This window comes from Intrasporangium calvum DSM 43043 (assembly GCF_000184685.1).
GTDB classification, from domain to species: Bacteria; Actinomycetota; Actinomycetes; order Actinomycetales; family Dermatophilaceae; genus Intrasporangium; species Intrasporangium calvum.
This window is the reverse complement of record NC_014830.1, coordinates 3,102,351-3,117,388: the sequence shown is the minus strand read 5'-3', so window position 1 is coordinate 3,117,388 and position 15,038 is coordinate 3,102,351. Positions and strand designations below refer to the sequence as shown.

Annotated in this window: 18 protein-coding genes and 3 tRNA genes; 15 read left to right on the top strand and 6 right to left on the bottom strand. The window is 70.2% G+C overall.

The window, feature by feature from the left end:
- Positions 1 to 25 precede the first annotated feature (25 nt).
- Positions 26 to 889 (top strand): GNAT family N-acetyltransferase, encoded by an 864-nt coding sequence (locus INTCA_RS14155; protein WP_013493613.1) that lies wholly within the window; start codon positions 26 to 28, stop codon positions 887 to 889.
- A 2-nt stretch (positions 890 to 891) separates the two neighbouring features.
- Positions 892 to 1,779, top strand: coding sequence for a hypothetical protein (locus tag INTCA_RS14150; protein ID WP_148236608.1), 888 nt, complete (start codon positions 892 to 894; stop codon positions 1,777 to 1,779).
- 85 nt (positions 1,780 to 1,864) lie between these two features.
- Here the strand turns inward: INTCA_RS14150 and INTCA_RS14145 are convergent, their stop codons facing one another.
- Entirely contained in the window at positions 1,865 to 3,124 is a 1,260-nt protein-coding gene (locus INTCA_RS14145; RefSeq protein WP_013493611.1) for an AI-2E family transporter, read from the bottom strand.
- A gap of 139 nt (positions 3,125 to 3,263) precedes the next feature.
- Here INTCA_RS14145 and INTCA_RS14140 point away from each other — a divergent pair.
- From INTCA_RS14140 to INTCA_RS14115, 6 genes are all read left to right on the top strand, one after another.
- Positions 3,264 to 3,336 (top strand) — tRNA-Thr (locus INTCA_RS14140).
- Between the two features lie 46 nt (positions 3,337 to 3,382).
- Positions 3,383 to 3,459 (top strand) — tRNA-Met (locus INTCA_RS14135).
- 123 nt (positions 3,460 to 3,582) lie between these two features.
- Positions 3,583 to 3,753, top strand: coding sequence for a 50S ribosomal protein L33 (rpmG, locus tag INTCA_RS14130; RefSeq protein WP_013493610.1), 171 nt, complete (start codon positions 3,583 to 3,585; stop codon positions 3,751 to 3,753).
- A 175-nt stretch (positions 3,754 to 3,928) separates the two neighbouring features.
- Entirely contained in the window at positions 3,929 to 4,375 is a 447-nt protein-coding gene (locus INTCA_RS14125; protein WP_013493609.1) for an FAS1-like dehydratase domain-containing protein, read from the top strand.
- The gene (locus INTCA_RS14120) at positions 4,375 to 4,821 is read left to right on the top strand and encodes a MaoC family dehydratase (RefSeq protein WP_013493608.1); all 447 of its coding nucleotides are present in this window, start codon (positions 4,375 to 4,377) and stop codon (positions 4,819 to 4,821) included. Before INTCA_RS14125 ends, INTCA_RS14120 begins: the two co-directional genes overlap by 1 nt.
- 9 nt (positions 4,822 to 4,830) lie before the next feature.
- Positions 4,831 to 5,901 carry a UDP-N-acetylmuramate dehydrogenase gene (locus tag INTCA_RS14115; protein WP_013493607.1) on the top strand — a complete coding sequence of 357 codons (1,071 nt, stop codon included), beginning with the start codon at positions 4,831 to 4,833 and terminating at the stop codon, positions 5,899 to 5,901.
- A gap of 18 nt (positions 5,902 to 5,919) precedes the next feature.
- Here the strand turns inward: INTCA_RS14115 and INTCA_RS14110 are convergent, their stop codons facing one another.
- The 4 genes from INTCA_RS14110 to INTCA_RS14095 all read right to left on the bottom strand — a co-directional run bounded on the left by INTCA_RS14110 (position 5,920) and on the right by INTCA_RS14095 (position 9,642).
- Positions 5,920 to 6,609 (bottom strand): DUF4352 domain-containing protein, encoded by a 690-nt coding sequence (locus tag INTCA_RS14110; RefSeq protein WP_041307766.1) that lies wholly within the window; start codon positions 6,607 to 6,609, stop codon positions 5,920 to 5,922.
- Between the two features lie 62 nt (positions 6,610 to 6,671).
- The gene (locus INTCA_RS14105) at positions 6,672 to 7,733 is read right to left on the bottom strand and encodes an adenosine deaminase (RefSeq protein WP_041307764.1); all 1,062 of its coding nucleotides are present in this window, start codon (positions 7,731 to 7,733) and stop codon (positions 6,672 to 6,674) included.
- Positions 7,734 to 7,795: 62 nt separating this feature from the next.
- On the bottom strand, positions 7,796 to 8,296 hold the full coding sequence (locus tag INTCA_RS14100) for a DUF5709 domain-containing protein (protein WP_013493604.1): 501 nt from the start codon (positions 8,294 to 8,296) through the stop codon (positions 7,796 to 7,798).
- A gap of 26 nt (positions 8,297 to 8,322) precedes the next feature.
- The gene (locus INTCA_RS14095; RefSeq protein ID WP_013493603.1) at positions 8,323 to 9,642 is read right to left on the bottom strand and encodes an aspartate aminotransferase type Ic; all 1,320 of its coding nucleotides are present in this window, start codon (positions 9,640 to 9,642) and stop codon (positions 8,323 to 8,325) included.
- A 188-nt stretch (positions 9,643 to 9,830) separates the two neighbouring features.
- Between INTCA_RS14095 and INTCA_RS14090 the strand changes: the two genes are divergently transcribed.
- The 5 genes from INTCA_RS14090 to rplA all read left to right on the top strand — a co-directional run bounded on the left by INTCA_RS14090 (position 9,831) and on the right by rplA (position 12,722).
- Positions 9,831 to 9,903: transfer RNA gene (locus INTCA_RS14090), tRNA-Trp, on the top strand.
- A 102-nt stretch (positions 9,904 to 10,005) separates the two neighbouring features.
- Positions 10,006 to 10,275 (top strand): preprotein translocase subunit SecE, encoded by a 270-nt coding sequence (secE, locus tag INTCA_RS14085; RefSeq protein ID WP_013493602.1) that lies wholly within the window; start codon positions 10,006 to 10,008, stop codon positions 10,273 to 10,275.
- A gap of 49 nt (positions 10,276 to 10,324) precedes the next feature.
- Complete coding sequence (nusG, locus tag INTCA_RS14080) at positions 10,325 to 11,203, top strand: transcription termination/antitermination protein NusG (protein ID WP_013493601.1); 879 nt, start codon at positions 10,325 to 10,327, stop codon at positions 11,201 to 11,203.
- A 234-nt stretch (positions 11,204 to 11,437) separates the two neighbouring features.
- Positions 11,438 to 11,872, top strand: coding sequence for a 50S ribosomal protein L11 (gene rplK, locus INTCA_RS14075; protein ID WP_013493600.1), 435 nt, complete (start codon positions 11,438 to 11,440; stop codon positions 11,870 to 11,872).
- Positions 11,873 to 12,002: 130 nt separating this feature from the next.
- The gene (gene rplA / locus INTCA_RS14070) at positions 12,003 to 12,722 is read left to right on the top strand and encodes a 50S ribosomal protein L1 (protein ID WP_013493599.1); all 720 of its coding nucleotides are present in this window, start codon (positions 12,003 to 12,005) and stop codon (positions 12,720 to 12,722) included.
- A 72-nt stretch (positions 12,723 to 12,794) separates the two neighbouring features.
- Here the strand turns inward: rplA and INTCA_RS14065 are convergent, their stop codons facing one another.
- Positions 12,795 to 13,613 carry a DUF3152 domain-containing protein gene (locus tag INTCA_RS14065; protein WP_148236606.1) on the bottom strand — a complete coding sequence of 273 codons (819 nt, stop codon included), beginning with the start codon at positions 13,611 to 13,613 and terminating at the stop codon, positions 12,795 to 12,797.
- A 342-nt stretch (positions 13,614 to 13,955) separates the two neighbouring features.
- On the opposite strand from INTCA_RS14065, the gene rplJ reads away from it, so the two are divergent.
- Both rplJ and rplL read left to right on the top strand, forming a co-directional pair.
- Entirely contained in the window at positions 13,956 to 14,543 is a 588-nt protein-coding gene (rplJ, locus tag INTCA_RS14060; protein ID WP_013493597.1) for a 50S ribosomal protein L10, read from the top strand.
- 66 nt (positions 14,544 to 14,609) lie between these two features.
- Entirely contained in the window at positions 14,610 to 15,002 is a 393-nt protein-coding gene (gene rplL / locus INTCA_RS14055; RefSeq protein ID WP_013493596.1) for a 50S ribosomal protein L7/L12, read from the top strand.
- Positions 15,003 to 15,038 lie beyond the last annotated feature (36 nt).

Genomic DNA, 15,038 nt, shown 5'->3' with positions numbered 1-15,038 from the left:
CGGCTGGGGTCGTCAGGATGACCCCATGACCCTCGACCGCACCGCCCTGCTCGCCGCCTACGACGACCAGCTGCGCACGGACGCGGAGCTGGCCGGCGCACTGTCCGTCGCGCGTCACGGACCGCTGGTGCTCGGCACCTACCACGGCGGGCGTGGGTTCGTCACCTACCGGGACCTGGCGGGAGCCGACCGCGCCGGGGTTGAAGGCCTGGTTTCGGCCGGCCTGGCGCACTTCTCGGCGAAGCCGGAGATCCGGCTCGTCGAATGGAAGACACGCTCGCACGACCACGCACCCGGCTTGACGGAGGTGCTGGTCGCGGCCGGGTTCGAGCCGGAGGAGCCGGAGTCGATCATGATCGGGGAAGCCCGTCGGCTCCTCGCAGACGTGCCGCTGCCTGCGGGAGTCACCCTGCGGCGGATCACCGAGCCGCCGGACGTGCGGGCGATGACGTCGATGGTGGCCGCGGTCTTCGGCGAAACCCACGCCGACGCCGAACGGGTGGCCGACTCACTCCTGCTCCGTCTGACCCGAGACGACGGCATGGAGCTGTGGGTGGCCGAGGCCGACGGGGCGATCGTCTGCGCCGGCCGTCTCGAACCGGTCGCCGGCACGGCGTTCGCGGGGATCTGGGGTGGCGCGACGCGCCCGGACTGGCGCGGACGAGGGATCTACCGGGCCCTGACCTCCGAGCGGGCCAGGTCGGCCGTGGCACTCGGCAAGGTCTTCGTCAACAGCGACTCGACGGAGTTCTCCCGGCCCATCCTCGAGCGAGCCGGACTGGTGAAGGTCTCGACGACCACGCCCTACGTGTGGCGCCCGTGTGGCGCCGTTGACGCATCAGCCACGTCGCCCCGCGAGCCGCGCGACCACGGGAGCGACACAATGTGATCGTGATCCTCCACCTGCGCGCCGCGGTCCAGCAGCTCTACGCCGTGCCACCGGGCGACTTCACCGCGCTCCGGGGGAGGCTGGCGAACGAGGCCAGGGCCGCAGGGGACCAGGACCTCGCGAAGCAGGTCGCCGCACTGCGCAAACCCACGGTGGCCGCCTGGGCGTTGAACCACTTCGTGCGCACTCACCTCGACGAGCTGGCTGAGTTCCGCAGCTTTGCCGAGCTGCTCAGGGAGGCGCAGCGGACGCTCGATGCGGACCAGCTCCGGGCGCTCGGACGCGAGCGGGCCAGGCGGGTCGACGCGCTCGGCCTCCAGATCGCCGCTGCAGCCCGCGATGCCGGGAACCCGGTCGGCGCCGCGCCGCTCGTCGAGGTGCACGACACGTTGGTCGCGCTCATCGCGGACGAGGAGGCCGAGAAGAAGGTCCTCACCGGCGCGCTCGTCAAGGCGCTCAGCTACTCCGGTTTCGGGTCGGTCGACATCGAGGACGCCGTCGCCATCGACGACGACGAGCCCGCACTCACCGTCGTCCAGGGCTCCGGCGAGGGTGACGGCCGGTCCGACGCCAATGCGTCGTCGGTGGCCGACGACCTGGAGGAGCGCCGCCGGGCGAAGCGGGAGGCTCAGCGCAACCGGCTCGCGGGTGCCCTGAAGGCAGCCCGGGATGCCGCCCGGGAGGCCGACCGCAACGTCGCGGTCCTCACGGCCCGTCAGGAGGAGGTGACCGAGGGCATCGCCGACCTCGAGCGCCGCCTCGCGACGGCCCGCGACCGGTTGGCCAAGGTCACGGCAGAGCTGGAGGATGCGCTGGGCGCGCGAGACCGCCGCCAAGCGGCGCAGGAGCAGGCCGAGGAGGCGCTCAGCGACCACGACCCCAGGCGGTGACGGCCGACCCACCTCCGGAACCTCGCCGCCGAGCGCCAGCCAGCCCAGCGGCATACGGCAGCCGCCGTGGACGCCCCGACGCGGCTCAGTCCGAGCGCCGCCCCATCAACCCGCGGAGGCGGTGGTGCTTCGCCACGAGGTCCTCGTCGCCGGAGCTGTCCTCGGTCTCCCGCTCGCCGGGCTTCAGCTCCGCCAGGTCAGGCACCAGCTCGTACTTGTGTGAGTAGATGTCGAAGAGCGCGAGGAGCAGCGCGGCCACGGGAACCGCCACGAACGCGCCCCCGATCCCGAAGAGCGACGCGCCGAAGAGGACCGCCCCGAACGACACCGCCGGATGGACATTGACCGCCGAGGCGGAGATCCGCGGCTCCAGGGTGACGTTCTCGATCTGCTGGTACACCACCGCGAACGCGAGCACAGCGAGTCCCTGCCACGGCTGGTCGCCGATGAGGCCGATGACCACCGGCAGGGCGATGGCGATGTAGGTGCCGACCGTCGGCACGAACTGCGCGACGACGCCGGTCCAGATGCCGAGGGCGAGCCAGTAGGGCATCCCGATGACGAGCATGAAGGCCGCGGTCAGGCCGCCGTTGATCGCGGCGAGAACCACCCGCGCGGAGACGTAGCCACCGGTCTTGCGCACCGCCAGGTCCCAGGCGAGTCCGAAGACCTCCTGCTGCCGCTGCGGCACGAGCTGTCCGATCCACCGGCGCAGACGAGGCCCGTCCGCCGAGAAGTAGAAGGCGAAGAAGGCGAACGTCAGCGTGCTGAAGGCCGCCGCAACGACGGAGAGGAGGAAGCCGAGGACGCCACCGGCGAGGTTCTGGGCCACGGTGGTCAGCGTCGAGGTGCCCACTCCGAGCCGGTCCAGCAGCTTCTGGTAGTCGAGGTCGATGCCGAAGCGCTCGGACGCCCACTTCGTCAGGTCCTCGACGAGCGCGGGGACCGACTCGGCGAAGGTGCCGATCTGGTCGGACAGCAGGCGGCCGAACACGAAGATGAAGGCTGCCAGGGCAAGGAGGCTGCCGAACATGACGATCGCGGTCGCCAGGCCCCGCTGCATCGACTGGCTCAGCCTGGCGACGGCAGGCTCCATCGCGATCGAGGCGAGGAAGGCGAGGATGAGCGTGAAGATGACCCCGCCCGCATCGGCCAGGACGAACCGGGCCAGGGCCGCGAGTGCGATGACGGCAACGACGACCCAAGCCGCCCGCCAGATGCTGTAGCGGTTGAGGTGGATCTGCACGTCGGTCGCGTCGTCGGGGATCCGGGGCGCGCGGATCTCCACCTCCTCCGCGAGGTCGCTGGACTCAGTGCCGGGCTCGGTCCCCGGGTCGTCGCTCATGGACGCATCCTTGCAGCGCCGGAGCCGGGTGCACACCGGGGACGCGCGGGCGGCACCGATTTCCTCTCTGCCGGGTCGACCGTGTAGTCTCGCGGTCGCACGAAAGGTCAGCCCAGCGCTTCGCGCACGGCTTGGCCCTGCCCCAATAGCTCAGTCGGCAGAGCGTTTCCATGGTAAGGAAAAGGTCTAGGGTTCGATTCCCTATTGGGGCTCTGGTCGGTCGGAAGTGGTCCGTACATGGGCTGCCCGACAGCCCATGGCGGGGTAGCTCAGCTGGTTAGAGCGCACGACTCATAATCGTGAGGTCGCGGGATCGAGTCCCGCTCCCGCTACCATCGCGCGGGCCCGGGCGATTTCAGGAAACGCCCGGGTCTCGCGTATTCTTGGACGTCGCGTGCGTGCCCAGCGCGCGACATCGAGCCCAGATTCATCCGCAGTCATTTCGAGAGCAGGTTGTTGTGGCCAGCAAGAGCACGGACGTCCGTCCCAAGATCACCATGGCGTGTGCCGACTGCAAGCACCGCAACTACATCACGAAGAAGAACCGTCGCAACAACCCCGACCGGCTCGCCTTCAACAAGTTCTGCCCCAACTGCGGCAAGCACACGGAGCACCGCGAGACGCGCTGAGCGTCCATCGCCGTCAACGCTCCCTCGGCCTCCTGGCCGGGGGAGCGTTGCTGTGTGGCCGTATGCCGTTGGGCTCGTTCCCGACGAAAGCGCAGTTCGGGACGGGCTGGCACCCGATGCGCGGCTGGGGGCGCCTGGCGCGAACTGCTCTTTCGATCGCCGATAGGCTGCCGCCATGCCGGTGAACGCTGACTTCCAAGGACGCACGTACCCGCCGACGGAGCCCTACGGGGTGAGCGCGGCGAAGATCCGGGAGTTCGCCGAGGCGGTGGGCTCCGCGGATCCGGTCCACACCGACGTCGACGCGGCCCGCGCCCGGGGGTACGCCGACGTCATCGCACCGCCCACCTTCGCGGTGCTCATCGCGCAGCAGTGCGACGCCCAGCTCATCGCGGACCCGGACGCCGGGATCGACTTCTCCCGCGTGGTCCACGGCGAGCAGAAGTTCGTCCACCACCGGCCACTCACCGCTGGGGACTCCATCGTCGGGACGCTGCACGTCGACACGGTGCGCGAGGCCGGGGGCCACGCCATGGTGACGACGCGCACCGAGCTGGCCACCGAGGGCGGCGAGCCGGTGTGCACCGCGACGTCCACCATCGTCATCCGAGGAGGCGAGTGATGCCCGAGTCCACCGCAGTCCCCAGGGTTCGGCGAGCGGCTGACGTCACCGTCGGCGACGAGCTGCCGTCGACGACGATCCACGTCGACCGGGCCCGGCTCGTCCAGTACGCCGGCGCGTCGCTGGACCGTAACCGGATCCACTGGGACGAGCCGTTCGCCAAGGCGGTCGGCCTGCCCGACGTCATCGCTCACGGCATGTTCACGATGGGGGCGGCGGTCACCCTCGTCTGCGAGTGGGCCGGCGACGCCGGGCGCGTCGTCGAGTACGGCACGCGCTTCACCCGGCCCGTGGTCGTCCCCTACGAGTCGGGCGCGGACCTCGAGGTCTCCGGGGTCGTCAAGGCCGTCGACCCGGAGTCGCGACGCGTCACCGTCGAGCTGACCGCAACGGCCGCCGGCGAGAAGGTTCTCGGTCGTGCCGTCGCCGTGGCTCGGCTGGACTGACCGGTCAGCGTGCGCGAGGAACACGGCGTCCCGCTGTCCGGCCTGACGACGATGCGCGTCGGCGGCCCGGCTGCGCGTCTCGTCACGGTGGAGAGCACGGACGAGCTCGTCGACGCGATCCGCGAGGTCGACGACGCGGACGAGCCCCTGCTCATCCTCTCGGGCGGGTCGAACCTCGTCGTTGCCGACGCCGGCTTCGCGGGCACCGTCGTCCGGATCGCCACAAGCGGGGTCGTCCGCGAGTCGGTGGACTCCTGCGGAGGTGCCATGGTCAGGGTGGCCGCGGGGGAGGGGTGGGACGGCGTCGTCGCCCGCGCCGTCGACGAGGGGTGGGCCGGGGTCGAGGCTCTGAGCGGTATTCCGGGGCTCACCGGCGCGACCCCGATCCAGAACGTTGGCGCCTACGGCCAGGAGGTCGCCCAGACCATCGCCCAGGTTCGGGTCTGGGACCGGCAGGAACAGGCGGTTCGGACGTTCTTCAACGCCGACTGCGCCTTCACCTACCGCCACTCGCGCTTCAAGGGATCCGACCGCCACGTCGTCCTCGACGTGCTCTTCCAGCTCGAGGTCGCCGACCTCAGCCGGCCCATCGCCTACGCCGCGCTCGCCGACGGCCTCGGGGTGGGCCTCGGCACACGGGTGCCGCTCGCCGAGACGCGGGCAGCGGTGCTCGACCAACGTCGCAGGCGCGGGATGGTCCTCGACGCGGCCGACCACGACACCTGGTCCTGCGGCTCATTCTTCACCAACCCCGTCCTGAGCCAGGACGGGTTCGACGCGCTGGCCGAGCGCGCCGCTGGTCGCCTGGGCTCCGAGGTGTCACCGCCGAGGTTCGCCGAGCCGGACGGGCGGGTCAAGACGAGCGCGGCCTGGCTCATCGACCACGCCGGGTTCGGCAAGGGCTTTGGTCTCCCTGCACCGGCGGCGCTGTCGACGAAGCACACCCTTGCCGTCACGAACCGGGGCGGGGCCAGCGCCTCGGACATCCTGGCGCTGGCGCGACAGGTGCGAGACGGGGTCGAGGAAGCCTTCGGGATCCGTCTCGTCAACGAGCCGGTCCTCGTGGGGGAGACGCTCTGACCGCCACGGCGGCGTCGTTCAGTCGATGATCTTGCGCGCGAAGACCTGTGCCTTGATCACCTTGTCCGTCGTCGACACCTGGTAGGCGGGGCGGTGGTACTCCAGGACGAGGGGGCTCACGCCCTTGTCGATCTTGAAGTAGAGCCAGCCCGTCTTCGTCTCCCCGCGCTTGGCGGTCCCGACGACCTGGCCGTAGGACTTCCCGAACGCCTTGGCGAACTCCGTCGTCGGCTTGACGTCGAGGTCGCCGAGGCGCAGGAAGAGCTGGTTCGGCGACAGGGTGGCCGTGTAACGGTCGCCTGCGGCGAGGGTGACCCGGATCCCCACGAGCTCGAAGGCCTCCTCCGCCACGGGGTTCCCCTCCGGCCACGGGATGTGGCGCACCACGCGCGACACCGTGATCACGTGCCCCAGGGTGGGGACGTCGAGGCGCACCTTCACCAGGCTCCTGGTCGGCTTGGCGTCCGGAGTCGGCGTCGCCTCGGTCGTGGTCGTCCCAGAGCTCGACGGGCTGGCGGTGGACCTCGAGGACGACGTGGCCGTCGGCGTGGTGGCCGGCCGACGCGTCGGGTCCGACGTCACGGGCGCCTCGCTGCTGCACGCTGCGACGGCGAGGAGGGGTGCGAGGGCGGCGACCGCACCGAGGCGTCGGAGTCGGGTCGGGCCGGCTGGACGGGGGCGCGCGGGGAGCTGCATCTGTGTCGTCATATCCGCTCCAGCATGGACGGCCCACCCGGCCTCGGGCAAACCAGGACCACGGCCGGTCGACCTCACGAGGGGGGGTCGACCGGCATCGGCGGCGGTTCCGAGAGCCAGCCGTCGATGTCCCGCAGAGCTGCGGCGCGCACGTCCTCCGGGGCACGACTGGCGGCGATGGAGCCCCGGGCGAGCTCGGCCAGCTCCGCGTCGGAGCAGCCGAGGATCCGCGCGGTGGCGTACTGATCGGCCAGCCGGCTGCCGAAGAGGAGGGGGTCGTCCGCCCCCAGGGCCACGACGACACCCGCGTCGAGGATCCGGCGGAGTGGAACGTCCTGCCGATCGGCGTAGACCCCGAGCGCCACGTTGCTGCCGGGGCAGACCTCGAGTGCGACACCGGACTCCGCCACGGCGTCCAGGACCTGCGGGTCCTCGACCGACCGCACGCCGTGGCCGATCCGGTCCGGGTCGAGGTGCTCGAGCGTCTCCATGACCGACTGGGCGCCGAGCAGCTCGCCGCCGTGGGGCACCAGGCCGAGTCCCGCCCGTCGGGCGATGCGAAAGGCCGGTGCGAAGTCGGCGATGGCACCCCGACGCTCGTCGTTGGACAGTCCGAAACCGACGACGTCGCCGGGGTCGGACCCCGCATGTCGGGCGGCGAGCCGAGCGAGGGTCCGCGCCTCGAGCGGGTGGCGCATGCGGCTGGCGGCGACGACGACCCCGACTCCGACCTCACCCGCGGCCGACACCGCCCGTGCCTCGTCGAGGACGATCTCCAGAGCCGGCGTGATGCCGCCGACGAAGGGGGCGTACGAGGTGGGGTCCACCTGGATCTCCAACCAGCGGGAACCCTCGGCGGCATCGTCCTCCGCGGCCTCCCGCACGATCCGCCGCATGTCGTCCTCGCCGCGCACGCAGGCGCGCGCTGCATCGTAGAGGCGCTGGAACCGGAACCAGCCGCGCTCGTCGGTGGCCTTGGCGAGCCGCGGCGGCCAGTCAGTGAGCAGGGCGTCAGGCAGTCGGATGCCGTGCTTCGCGGCGAGGTCCCGCACGGTCCCGACCCGCATCGACCCGGTGAAGTGGAGGTGGAGGTGCGCCTTGGGCAGCACGTCCACGAGCCGAGTCCCGCGAGTCATGCGGGCCAGTGTGGCACCAGCCCGGCCCGCCGAGGCACGACGTGGCCGTCACCGGAGGTCACTCACTCCTCGATGATGTGGACCGCGGCCTCCTCGGCGGAGGCGGCCGCGCCGTCGACGCCGACGTCGCGGGCCCAGGACTCCTTCTCGGTGTCCTCGTGGGCGCCCTCGTCGTCGGCCACGAGACGTCCGGCCCGGCGCGAACCGACCTCTCTGTCGCCGAGCCAGTCGTCCTCGGCGTCGATGGCATCGGGGTCGTCCCCCCCGATCCTGTCGTCCTCGTCCAGCCCGCTCTCGTTGTCGGGGGCGCCGTATGCCGACGTCGGGTCGGGCTCCTCCTGGAGGATCCGCTGGTCGATCGTCTCGTCGAGGGACTGCTCGTAGGCCGTCGTGCCGAAGGCGTGCGAGCCACGGGGGCTGTCCGCAGGGGAGTAACCGCGGTCGAGCGCATCCTCGACGTCGTCGCCGACGAGCGTGTCCTCGGGCTGGAGCTGGTCCTCGTCGTCCACGCTGTACGTCGTGAGGTCGTCGGAGATGTTCTCGTTGGGCTCGGTGCCGCTCATGCTGGTTTCCTTCCTGGTTCAGCGAGTCAAGACGTGCTCTGCCCTGTACCTACCCGCAGCCCGCGACGAGCCGCGACCTGCTCCCCGGCCGCGAGCGCCACGCACGTGGCCACTCCGGCCATCGCGGTGCGGACCTCGTCGAGCTCCGGGAAGCTGGGTGCGAGCCGGATGTTGCGGTCGCGAGGGTCGTGTCCGTGCGGGAAGGAGGCGCCGGCCGGGGTGAGGCCGATCCCGGCCTCCTTGGCCAGCGCGACGACCCGGGATGCGGTGCCGTCGAGGACGTCGAGGTTGACGAAGTAGCCGCCCGTCGGACGGCTCCACTCGGCGATGCCACGGCCGGCCAGCTCGTCCGTCAGGGCCGCATCCACGGCCGCGAACTTCGGCGCCAGGATGTCGCGGTGCCTGGCCATGTGGTCACGCACTCCCTGGGCGGTCCCGAAGAACTGGACGTGGCGCAGCTGGTTGACCTTGTCGGGACCGATCGACGCCATGGAGAGGTGCTTGAGGTACCAGGCGATGGTGGCCTCGCTCGCCGCGAGCACCGCGACCCCGGATCCGGCGTACGTGATCTTCGACGTCGACGCGAACGCGATGGCGCGGTTCGGATGCCCGGACGCGGCGGCGAGCGAGAGGATGTCGGCGCTCTTCGCCTCGTCGTCCGTGAGGTGGTGGAAGGCGTACGCGTTGTCCCAGAAGATGGTGAAGTCGGGCGCTGCGGTCGGCATCGCGGCCAAGCGCGCGGCGATCTCCTGGGAGACGACGGCGCCGGTCGGGTTGGAGTAGGTCGGGACGATCCAGATGCCCTTCACGGAGGGGTCGTCCCTGACGAGCGATTCGACGGCGGCCATGTCCGGTCCGTCCGGCCGCATGTCGACGGTCACCATCTCGATCCCGAAGGAGCCGACGAGCGAGAAGTGACGGTCGTAGCCGGGGATCGGGCAGATGAAGCGCACGTTCTCCTCGTCCGCCCACCGGCGTGGCGAGTCGATACCGCCGTGCAGCAGGAAGTTGACGATCGTGGCCTGCATCATGCTCAGGCTCGAGTTGCCCCCGACGATGACCTGGGCGGGACTGGTGGAGAGCAGCTCGGCGAAGATCTCGCGCAGCTCTGGCAGGCCCTCGAGGCCGCCGTAGTTGCGGACGTCGGTGCCGGCCCGATCCTTGGTGGTGGTCGGGAGCTCGAGAAGCGCATCGGAGAGGTCGAGCTGCTCGGGTGAGGGCTTGCCGCGGGTGAGGTCGAGCTTGAGACCAGCGGCGCGAAGCCGGTCGTAGGCCCCCTGCTGGTCCTGGAGGAAGGCGGTCAGCTCGTCGTCGGTGAGATCTGCCAAGGGCGCATGCGTCGTCACGCCTCGATCCTGCCACCTGCGAACGGGCCCGTCGTGCCTCGTCCGCATGCCGGTGCAAGGGCCTCGGGGGAGGTGTCCGCCCGGTTCGCCATGCACGGCTCTGTCCCGTATGATCGACCTTCGGACGGCACGCCGGCGCATGCTGCTGGCTGCCGTTCCGCCGGGAATCCCCCAACGAGACCCGGTGAAGGGCAATAGCTCAATTGGTAGAGCACTGGTCTCCAAAACCAGCGGTTGGGGGTTCGAGTCCCTCTTGCCCTGCGTTCCAGAGTGGTCGTCGTGCGTGGCGGCACGCGGCTCATCGCCTCGCGAGATGCGTCGAGGTGCTGTCGCGGGCTGCACCCAAGACAGAAAGTAGGAATCGTGACGGAGACGAGCGCCAAGCGTGGGTCCGGTCGGGCCGACAAGGCGGCGGGTGGCAACCCGGTCTCGCGCCTCTTCGACGCGATCAGCCTCTTCGTGCGCCAGATCCTGGACGAGCTGCGCAAGGTGGTGCGGCCGACGGGACCCGAGCTCGTTCGGTACACCTCCGTCGTGATCGTCTTCGTGCTGGTGATCATGGCGCTCGTGTCCGGGCTCGACCTCGGGTGGAGCAAGCTCGTGTCGTGGGTCCTGGCCGGCGAGACGCTCTAGCCGCCGCGAGCCCCGAGCCGAATCAACCAGCAAGGAAGTAGGTCAGAGCGTGTCCGACCAGTTCGCCCAGCAGGGCGTTGACACCGAGTACGCCGAGAGCGACGTCCGGGCCACGGAGGCCGACACGGATCGCTCTTTCGATGCGCAGCTCGACGCTGTCGTGGACGCCGAGACCGGCAGCGGTGACGCCGCTTCCGAGGCTGACGTGGCCGAGACCGAGGAGACGGAGACGGCTGCCGCAGACGAGTCCGACGTGGCCGAGGAGTCCGAGGTCGAGGACACGAGCGCCGAGCAGGAGGACGCCACTGCCGCCGCTGCCGAGCAGGACCCGGTCGCTGCGTTCAAGGCCGATCTGCGCTCCCGCGCCGGCGACTGGTTCGTCGTGCACTCCTACGCCGGGTACGAGAACCGGGTCAAGGCCAACCTCGAGACCCGCATCCAGACCCTCAACATGGAGGACTACATCTTCGAGATCGAGGTCCCCATGGAAGAGGTGACCGAGATCAAGAACGGCCAGAAGAAGCTCGTCCGGCGGGTTCGGATGCCTGGCTACGTCCTCGTCCGGATGGACCTCACCGACGAGAGCTGGGGCGCCGTGCGTCACACGCCCGGGGTGACCGGTTTCGTCGGCAACGCGCACCAGCCGGTGCCGCTGTCGATCGACGAGGTCTTCACCATGCTCGCGCCGAACCTCGAGGTTCCGACCGAGGGTGGCTCCGGGGCGGGAAGGTCCGCTGCGAAGAAGCCGGCTGCTGTCGTCGACTTCGAGGTCGGCGAGTCGGTCACCGTCATGGAGGGCCCGTTCGAGACGCTCCCGGCGACCATCTCCGAGATCAACAGCGACACCCAGAAGCTCAAGGTCCTCGTGTCGATCTTCGGCCGCGAGACCCCGGTCGAGCTCTCGTTCGGCCAGGTCGCCAAGATCTGACCGCGCGGGGGCTCACCGGCCTGGCGGCCTCCGCCCCCGTGTACCCCGGAACCACCCGCGTGGCTGCCCCGGTGATCGACCCCCGTTTTGGTGGTCGGCATCGGTGCAGGGCACAATTGACAGGTTTGCTGGCTCCGTCCGCGGAACAGACCCCGAGAAGGCTTCGCTTTCCCGGTCATGCAACCGGGTCATCGCCCAAGGCGTCGGCCCACACACCACAGAAGGTAGGCAGTCATGCCCCCCAAGAAGAAGAAGGCCACCGGCTTCATCAAGCTGCAGATCCAGGCTGGTGCGGCCACGCCGGCCCCGCCCGTCGGTCCGGCCCTCGGCCAGCACGGCGTCAACATCATGGAGTTCGTCAAGGCGTACAACGCCGCGACGGAGGCCCAGCGTGGCAACGTCATCCCGGTCGAGATCACGGTCTACGAGGACCGCTCCTTCACGTTCATCACCAAGACGCCGCCGGCCGCTGAGCTGATCAAGAAGGCTGCGGGCGTCCCCAAGGGCTCCGGTGAGCCGCACAAGACGAAGGTCGCCAAGCTGTCGCGGGACCAGGTCCTCGAGATCGCTCGCCAGAAGATGGAAGACCTCAACGCCAACGACGAGGAGATGGCGGCGCGCATCATCGCCGGCACGGCTCGTTCGATGGGCATCGACACCGAGCTGTGACACCTCGACCCCGGCGTGCGGCAACGTGCGCCGGGGACCGAGCCCGGCGGCATACGACATGCTGTTGGGCAGTGGGAGGGCCAGCGCTGGCCCAGCACCACGACTCCACCCCGTAACACCAAGGAGAACCATGAAGCGCAGCAAGAACTACCGCGCCGCCGCCGGGCTCGTCACGCCCGGCAAGGTCTACCCCCCGCTCGAGGCGGTCCGCGTCGCGAAGCAGACGGCGAAGGCCAAGTACGACGAGACGGTCGAGGTCGCGATGCGCCTCGGTGTCGACCCGCGCAAGGCCGACCAGGCCGTCCGCGGCACGGTCAACCTGCCGCACGGCACGGGCAAGACCGCCCGCGTCCTCGTCTTCGCGAACGCCGAGAAGGCCGAGGCGGCCCGTGAGGCCGGCGCGGACTATGTCGGCTCGGACGACATGATCGAGAAGATCACGGGCGGCTGGCTCGACTTCGACGCCGTCGTCGCGACCCCGGACATGATGGGCAAGGTCGGCCGGCTGGGCAAGGTCCTCGGCCCGCGCGGTCTCATGCCGAACCCCAAGACCGGCACCGTGACGATGGACGTGGCCAAGGCCGTCACCGACATCAAGGGCGGCAAGATCGAGTTCCGCGTCGACAAGCACGCGAACCTCCACTTCATCATCGGCAAGGCGTCCTTCGACGAGAAGGCACTCGTCGAGAACTACGCCGCCGCGCTCGAGGAGATCCTCCGGCTCAAGCCCTCCAGCTCGAAGGGCCGGTACATCGAGAAGGCGACCATCAGCACGACGATGGGCCCGGGCATCCCGCTCGACTTCAGCAAGACGCGCAACCTCCTCGTCGAGGAGGACGCACAGGCCTGAGCCTGCTCGCACGACGGCCCGCGACCCCTCGGGGTGGCGGGCCATCGCGGTCTCGGGTCCGGCGAGCGAGGGTCAGGCGGTCTGCTGAGCCGGCCACGCCCAGGCGATGCAGCCCTTGAGGCCGTGGGTCTGCTGCATCATCACCGGCGCCACCTTCCCGGGGCCGGCGCAGGACGCGTGCCCGTGGCCGAGTCCGTGGCCCACCTCGTGGTTGACGACGTACTCCCGGTAGGCGGCCACGTCGTCGCCGTAGGCTTCGGCCCCGAGCTGCCAACGGCGGAGGTTGATCACGGCGCGGCCACCGTTGTGGCAGCTGACCTGGCCCCGCGTCTGCAGCGGCGCGCAGAGCCGGTCCGTGGTGTCGGGGCTCGCGAGGGTGATGCGGACGTCGAACTCGGCGCCCTTCGCGAGATCGGCGGGGGAGACCGCCACGAACCGCACCCGGTCGACCTGCTGCCAGCCGCGGGGGTCCGACAAGGTGGTGGCGACGGCTGCGGCGAACTCCGCGGCGTCGACCGGCAGGCCGCCCTCGGTCTCCACGCTGATCCGCACCTGACGGCCGTCCTTCGCCGTCCGCAGGGCCTCGTCCGGGATGGCCACGGGCGTCAGCGTCCCGTTGCCACGCTCGACCACCTCTGCGGGAGCCGACGGGTCGGGTGACACCGTCCTCGCCGTGCTCCCCGCCACCGGCTGGAGCCCGAGGTCGAAGGACACCCGGCTCATCGCCGTGAACGCCCCGCTCGTGCCCGGGTCGGTCGCGGCCCTGGCGACGGCCCAGACGTTGGCGACGAGGCAGGCCGCGACCGCCGCCGCGGCCAGGGCTCGTTGAGCACGCAGCCGGCGCAGGGATCGCACGGGTCGGGCAGGCCGTGACGTCGCCTGCTGTCGCATACGGCCCACGCTAGGACACGCCTGCTCCAGAAGCGAACACCCGCGCCGCACCGAAGGAGGAGTCCAGCGGGGCCGCGATCTCCGCGCGCGGAACCGCCGATTTGGCCGAGGACCACGGAGCCCGTACTCTGAGTCACGACCAATGACCGCCGGTTGGAGGACGTGGGTACCACGCCCCTCCCGAAGGTTCCACACGATGTGGGCAGCCAGCGCAGGACACTCAGCCCAGCGGCATACGACCTTGTATGTCCTTGTGAGCCCCGAGCGCCTGCGCCGGGGCTCTTGTCGTGTGGGCCCCTCGAGCCTTCCGCCTGCGGCACGACGCAAGGGAAGGAGGCCCAGATGAGCAAGTCCGATAGGACCGCTGCCATCGCCGAGATCGCGGACAAGCTCCGGGAGTCCGGCGCGGCCGTTCTCACCGAGTACCGCGGCCTGACCGTGAAGCAGCTCTCGCAGCTGCGCAACTCGATCCGAGAGCACGCAACCTACGCCGTGGTCAAGAACACGCTCACCGAGAAGGCTGCAGCGGAGGCCGGCATCACGGCTTTCGAGGGCCAGCTCCAGGGCCCGACTGCCATTGCCTTCGTCACCGGTGACCCGGTCGAAGCGGCCAAGGGTCTGCGTGACTTCGCCAAGGCAAACCCCCTCCTCGTGATCAAGGCTGGCGTCCTCGACGGCAAGCCGTTGACCGCCGAGGAGATCACGAAGCTCGCCGACCTTGAGTCGCGCGAGGTTCTCCTGGCCAAGCTGGCGGGGGCCATGAAGGGCTCCCTCACCAAGGCCGTTTACCTCTTTGCCGCTCCTCTCTCGCAGGCCGTTCGCACGGTCGACGCCCTGCGCGCGAAGGTCGAGGCAGAGAGCCCCGCCACGGAGGCCGCTCCGGCCGCCGAGGCAGCCACCGACGTCGCCGAGGGTGGCGACGAGAGCTGACGCGCTTCGCGCCTCCGCTCATTCACCAAACCGCCACTCACGGCAAGTAACAGGAAGGAAGCCATCATGGCGAAGCTCAGCACCGCAGAGCTCCTTGACGCTTTCAAGGAGATGACCCTGATCGAGCTCTCCGAGTTCGTCAAGCTGTTCGAGGAGACCTTCGAGGTCACCGCTGCTGCCCCGGTCGCCGTTGCGGCTGCCGGCGCCCCGGCCGCCGGCGACGGCGGCGCGGCCGCCGAGGAGGAGCAGGACGAGTTCGACGTCGTGCTCGTCGCCGCTGGTGAGAAGAAGATCCAGGTCATCAAGGAGGTCCGCGCGCTCACGAGCCTCGGCCTCAAGGAGGCCAAGGACCTCGTCGACGGCGCTCCCAAGGCCGTTCTCGAGAAGGTCGACAAGGCTGCCGCCGAGAAGGCCAAGGAGCAGCTCGAGGGCGCCGGCGCCACGGTCGAGCTCAAGTGAGCTGACGCTCTCACTCGCGAAGGCGGGCCCGTTCAC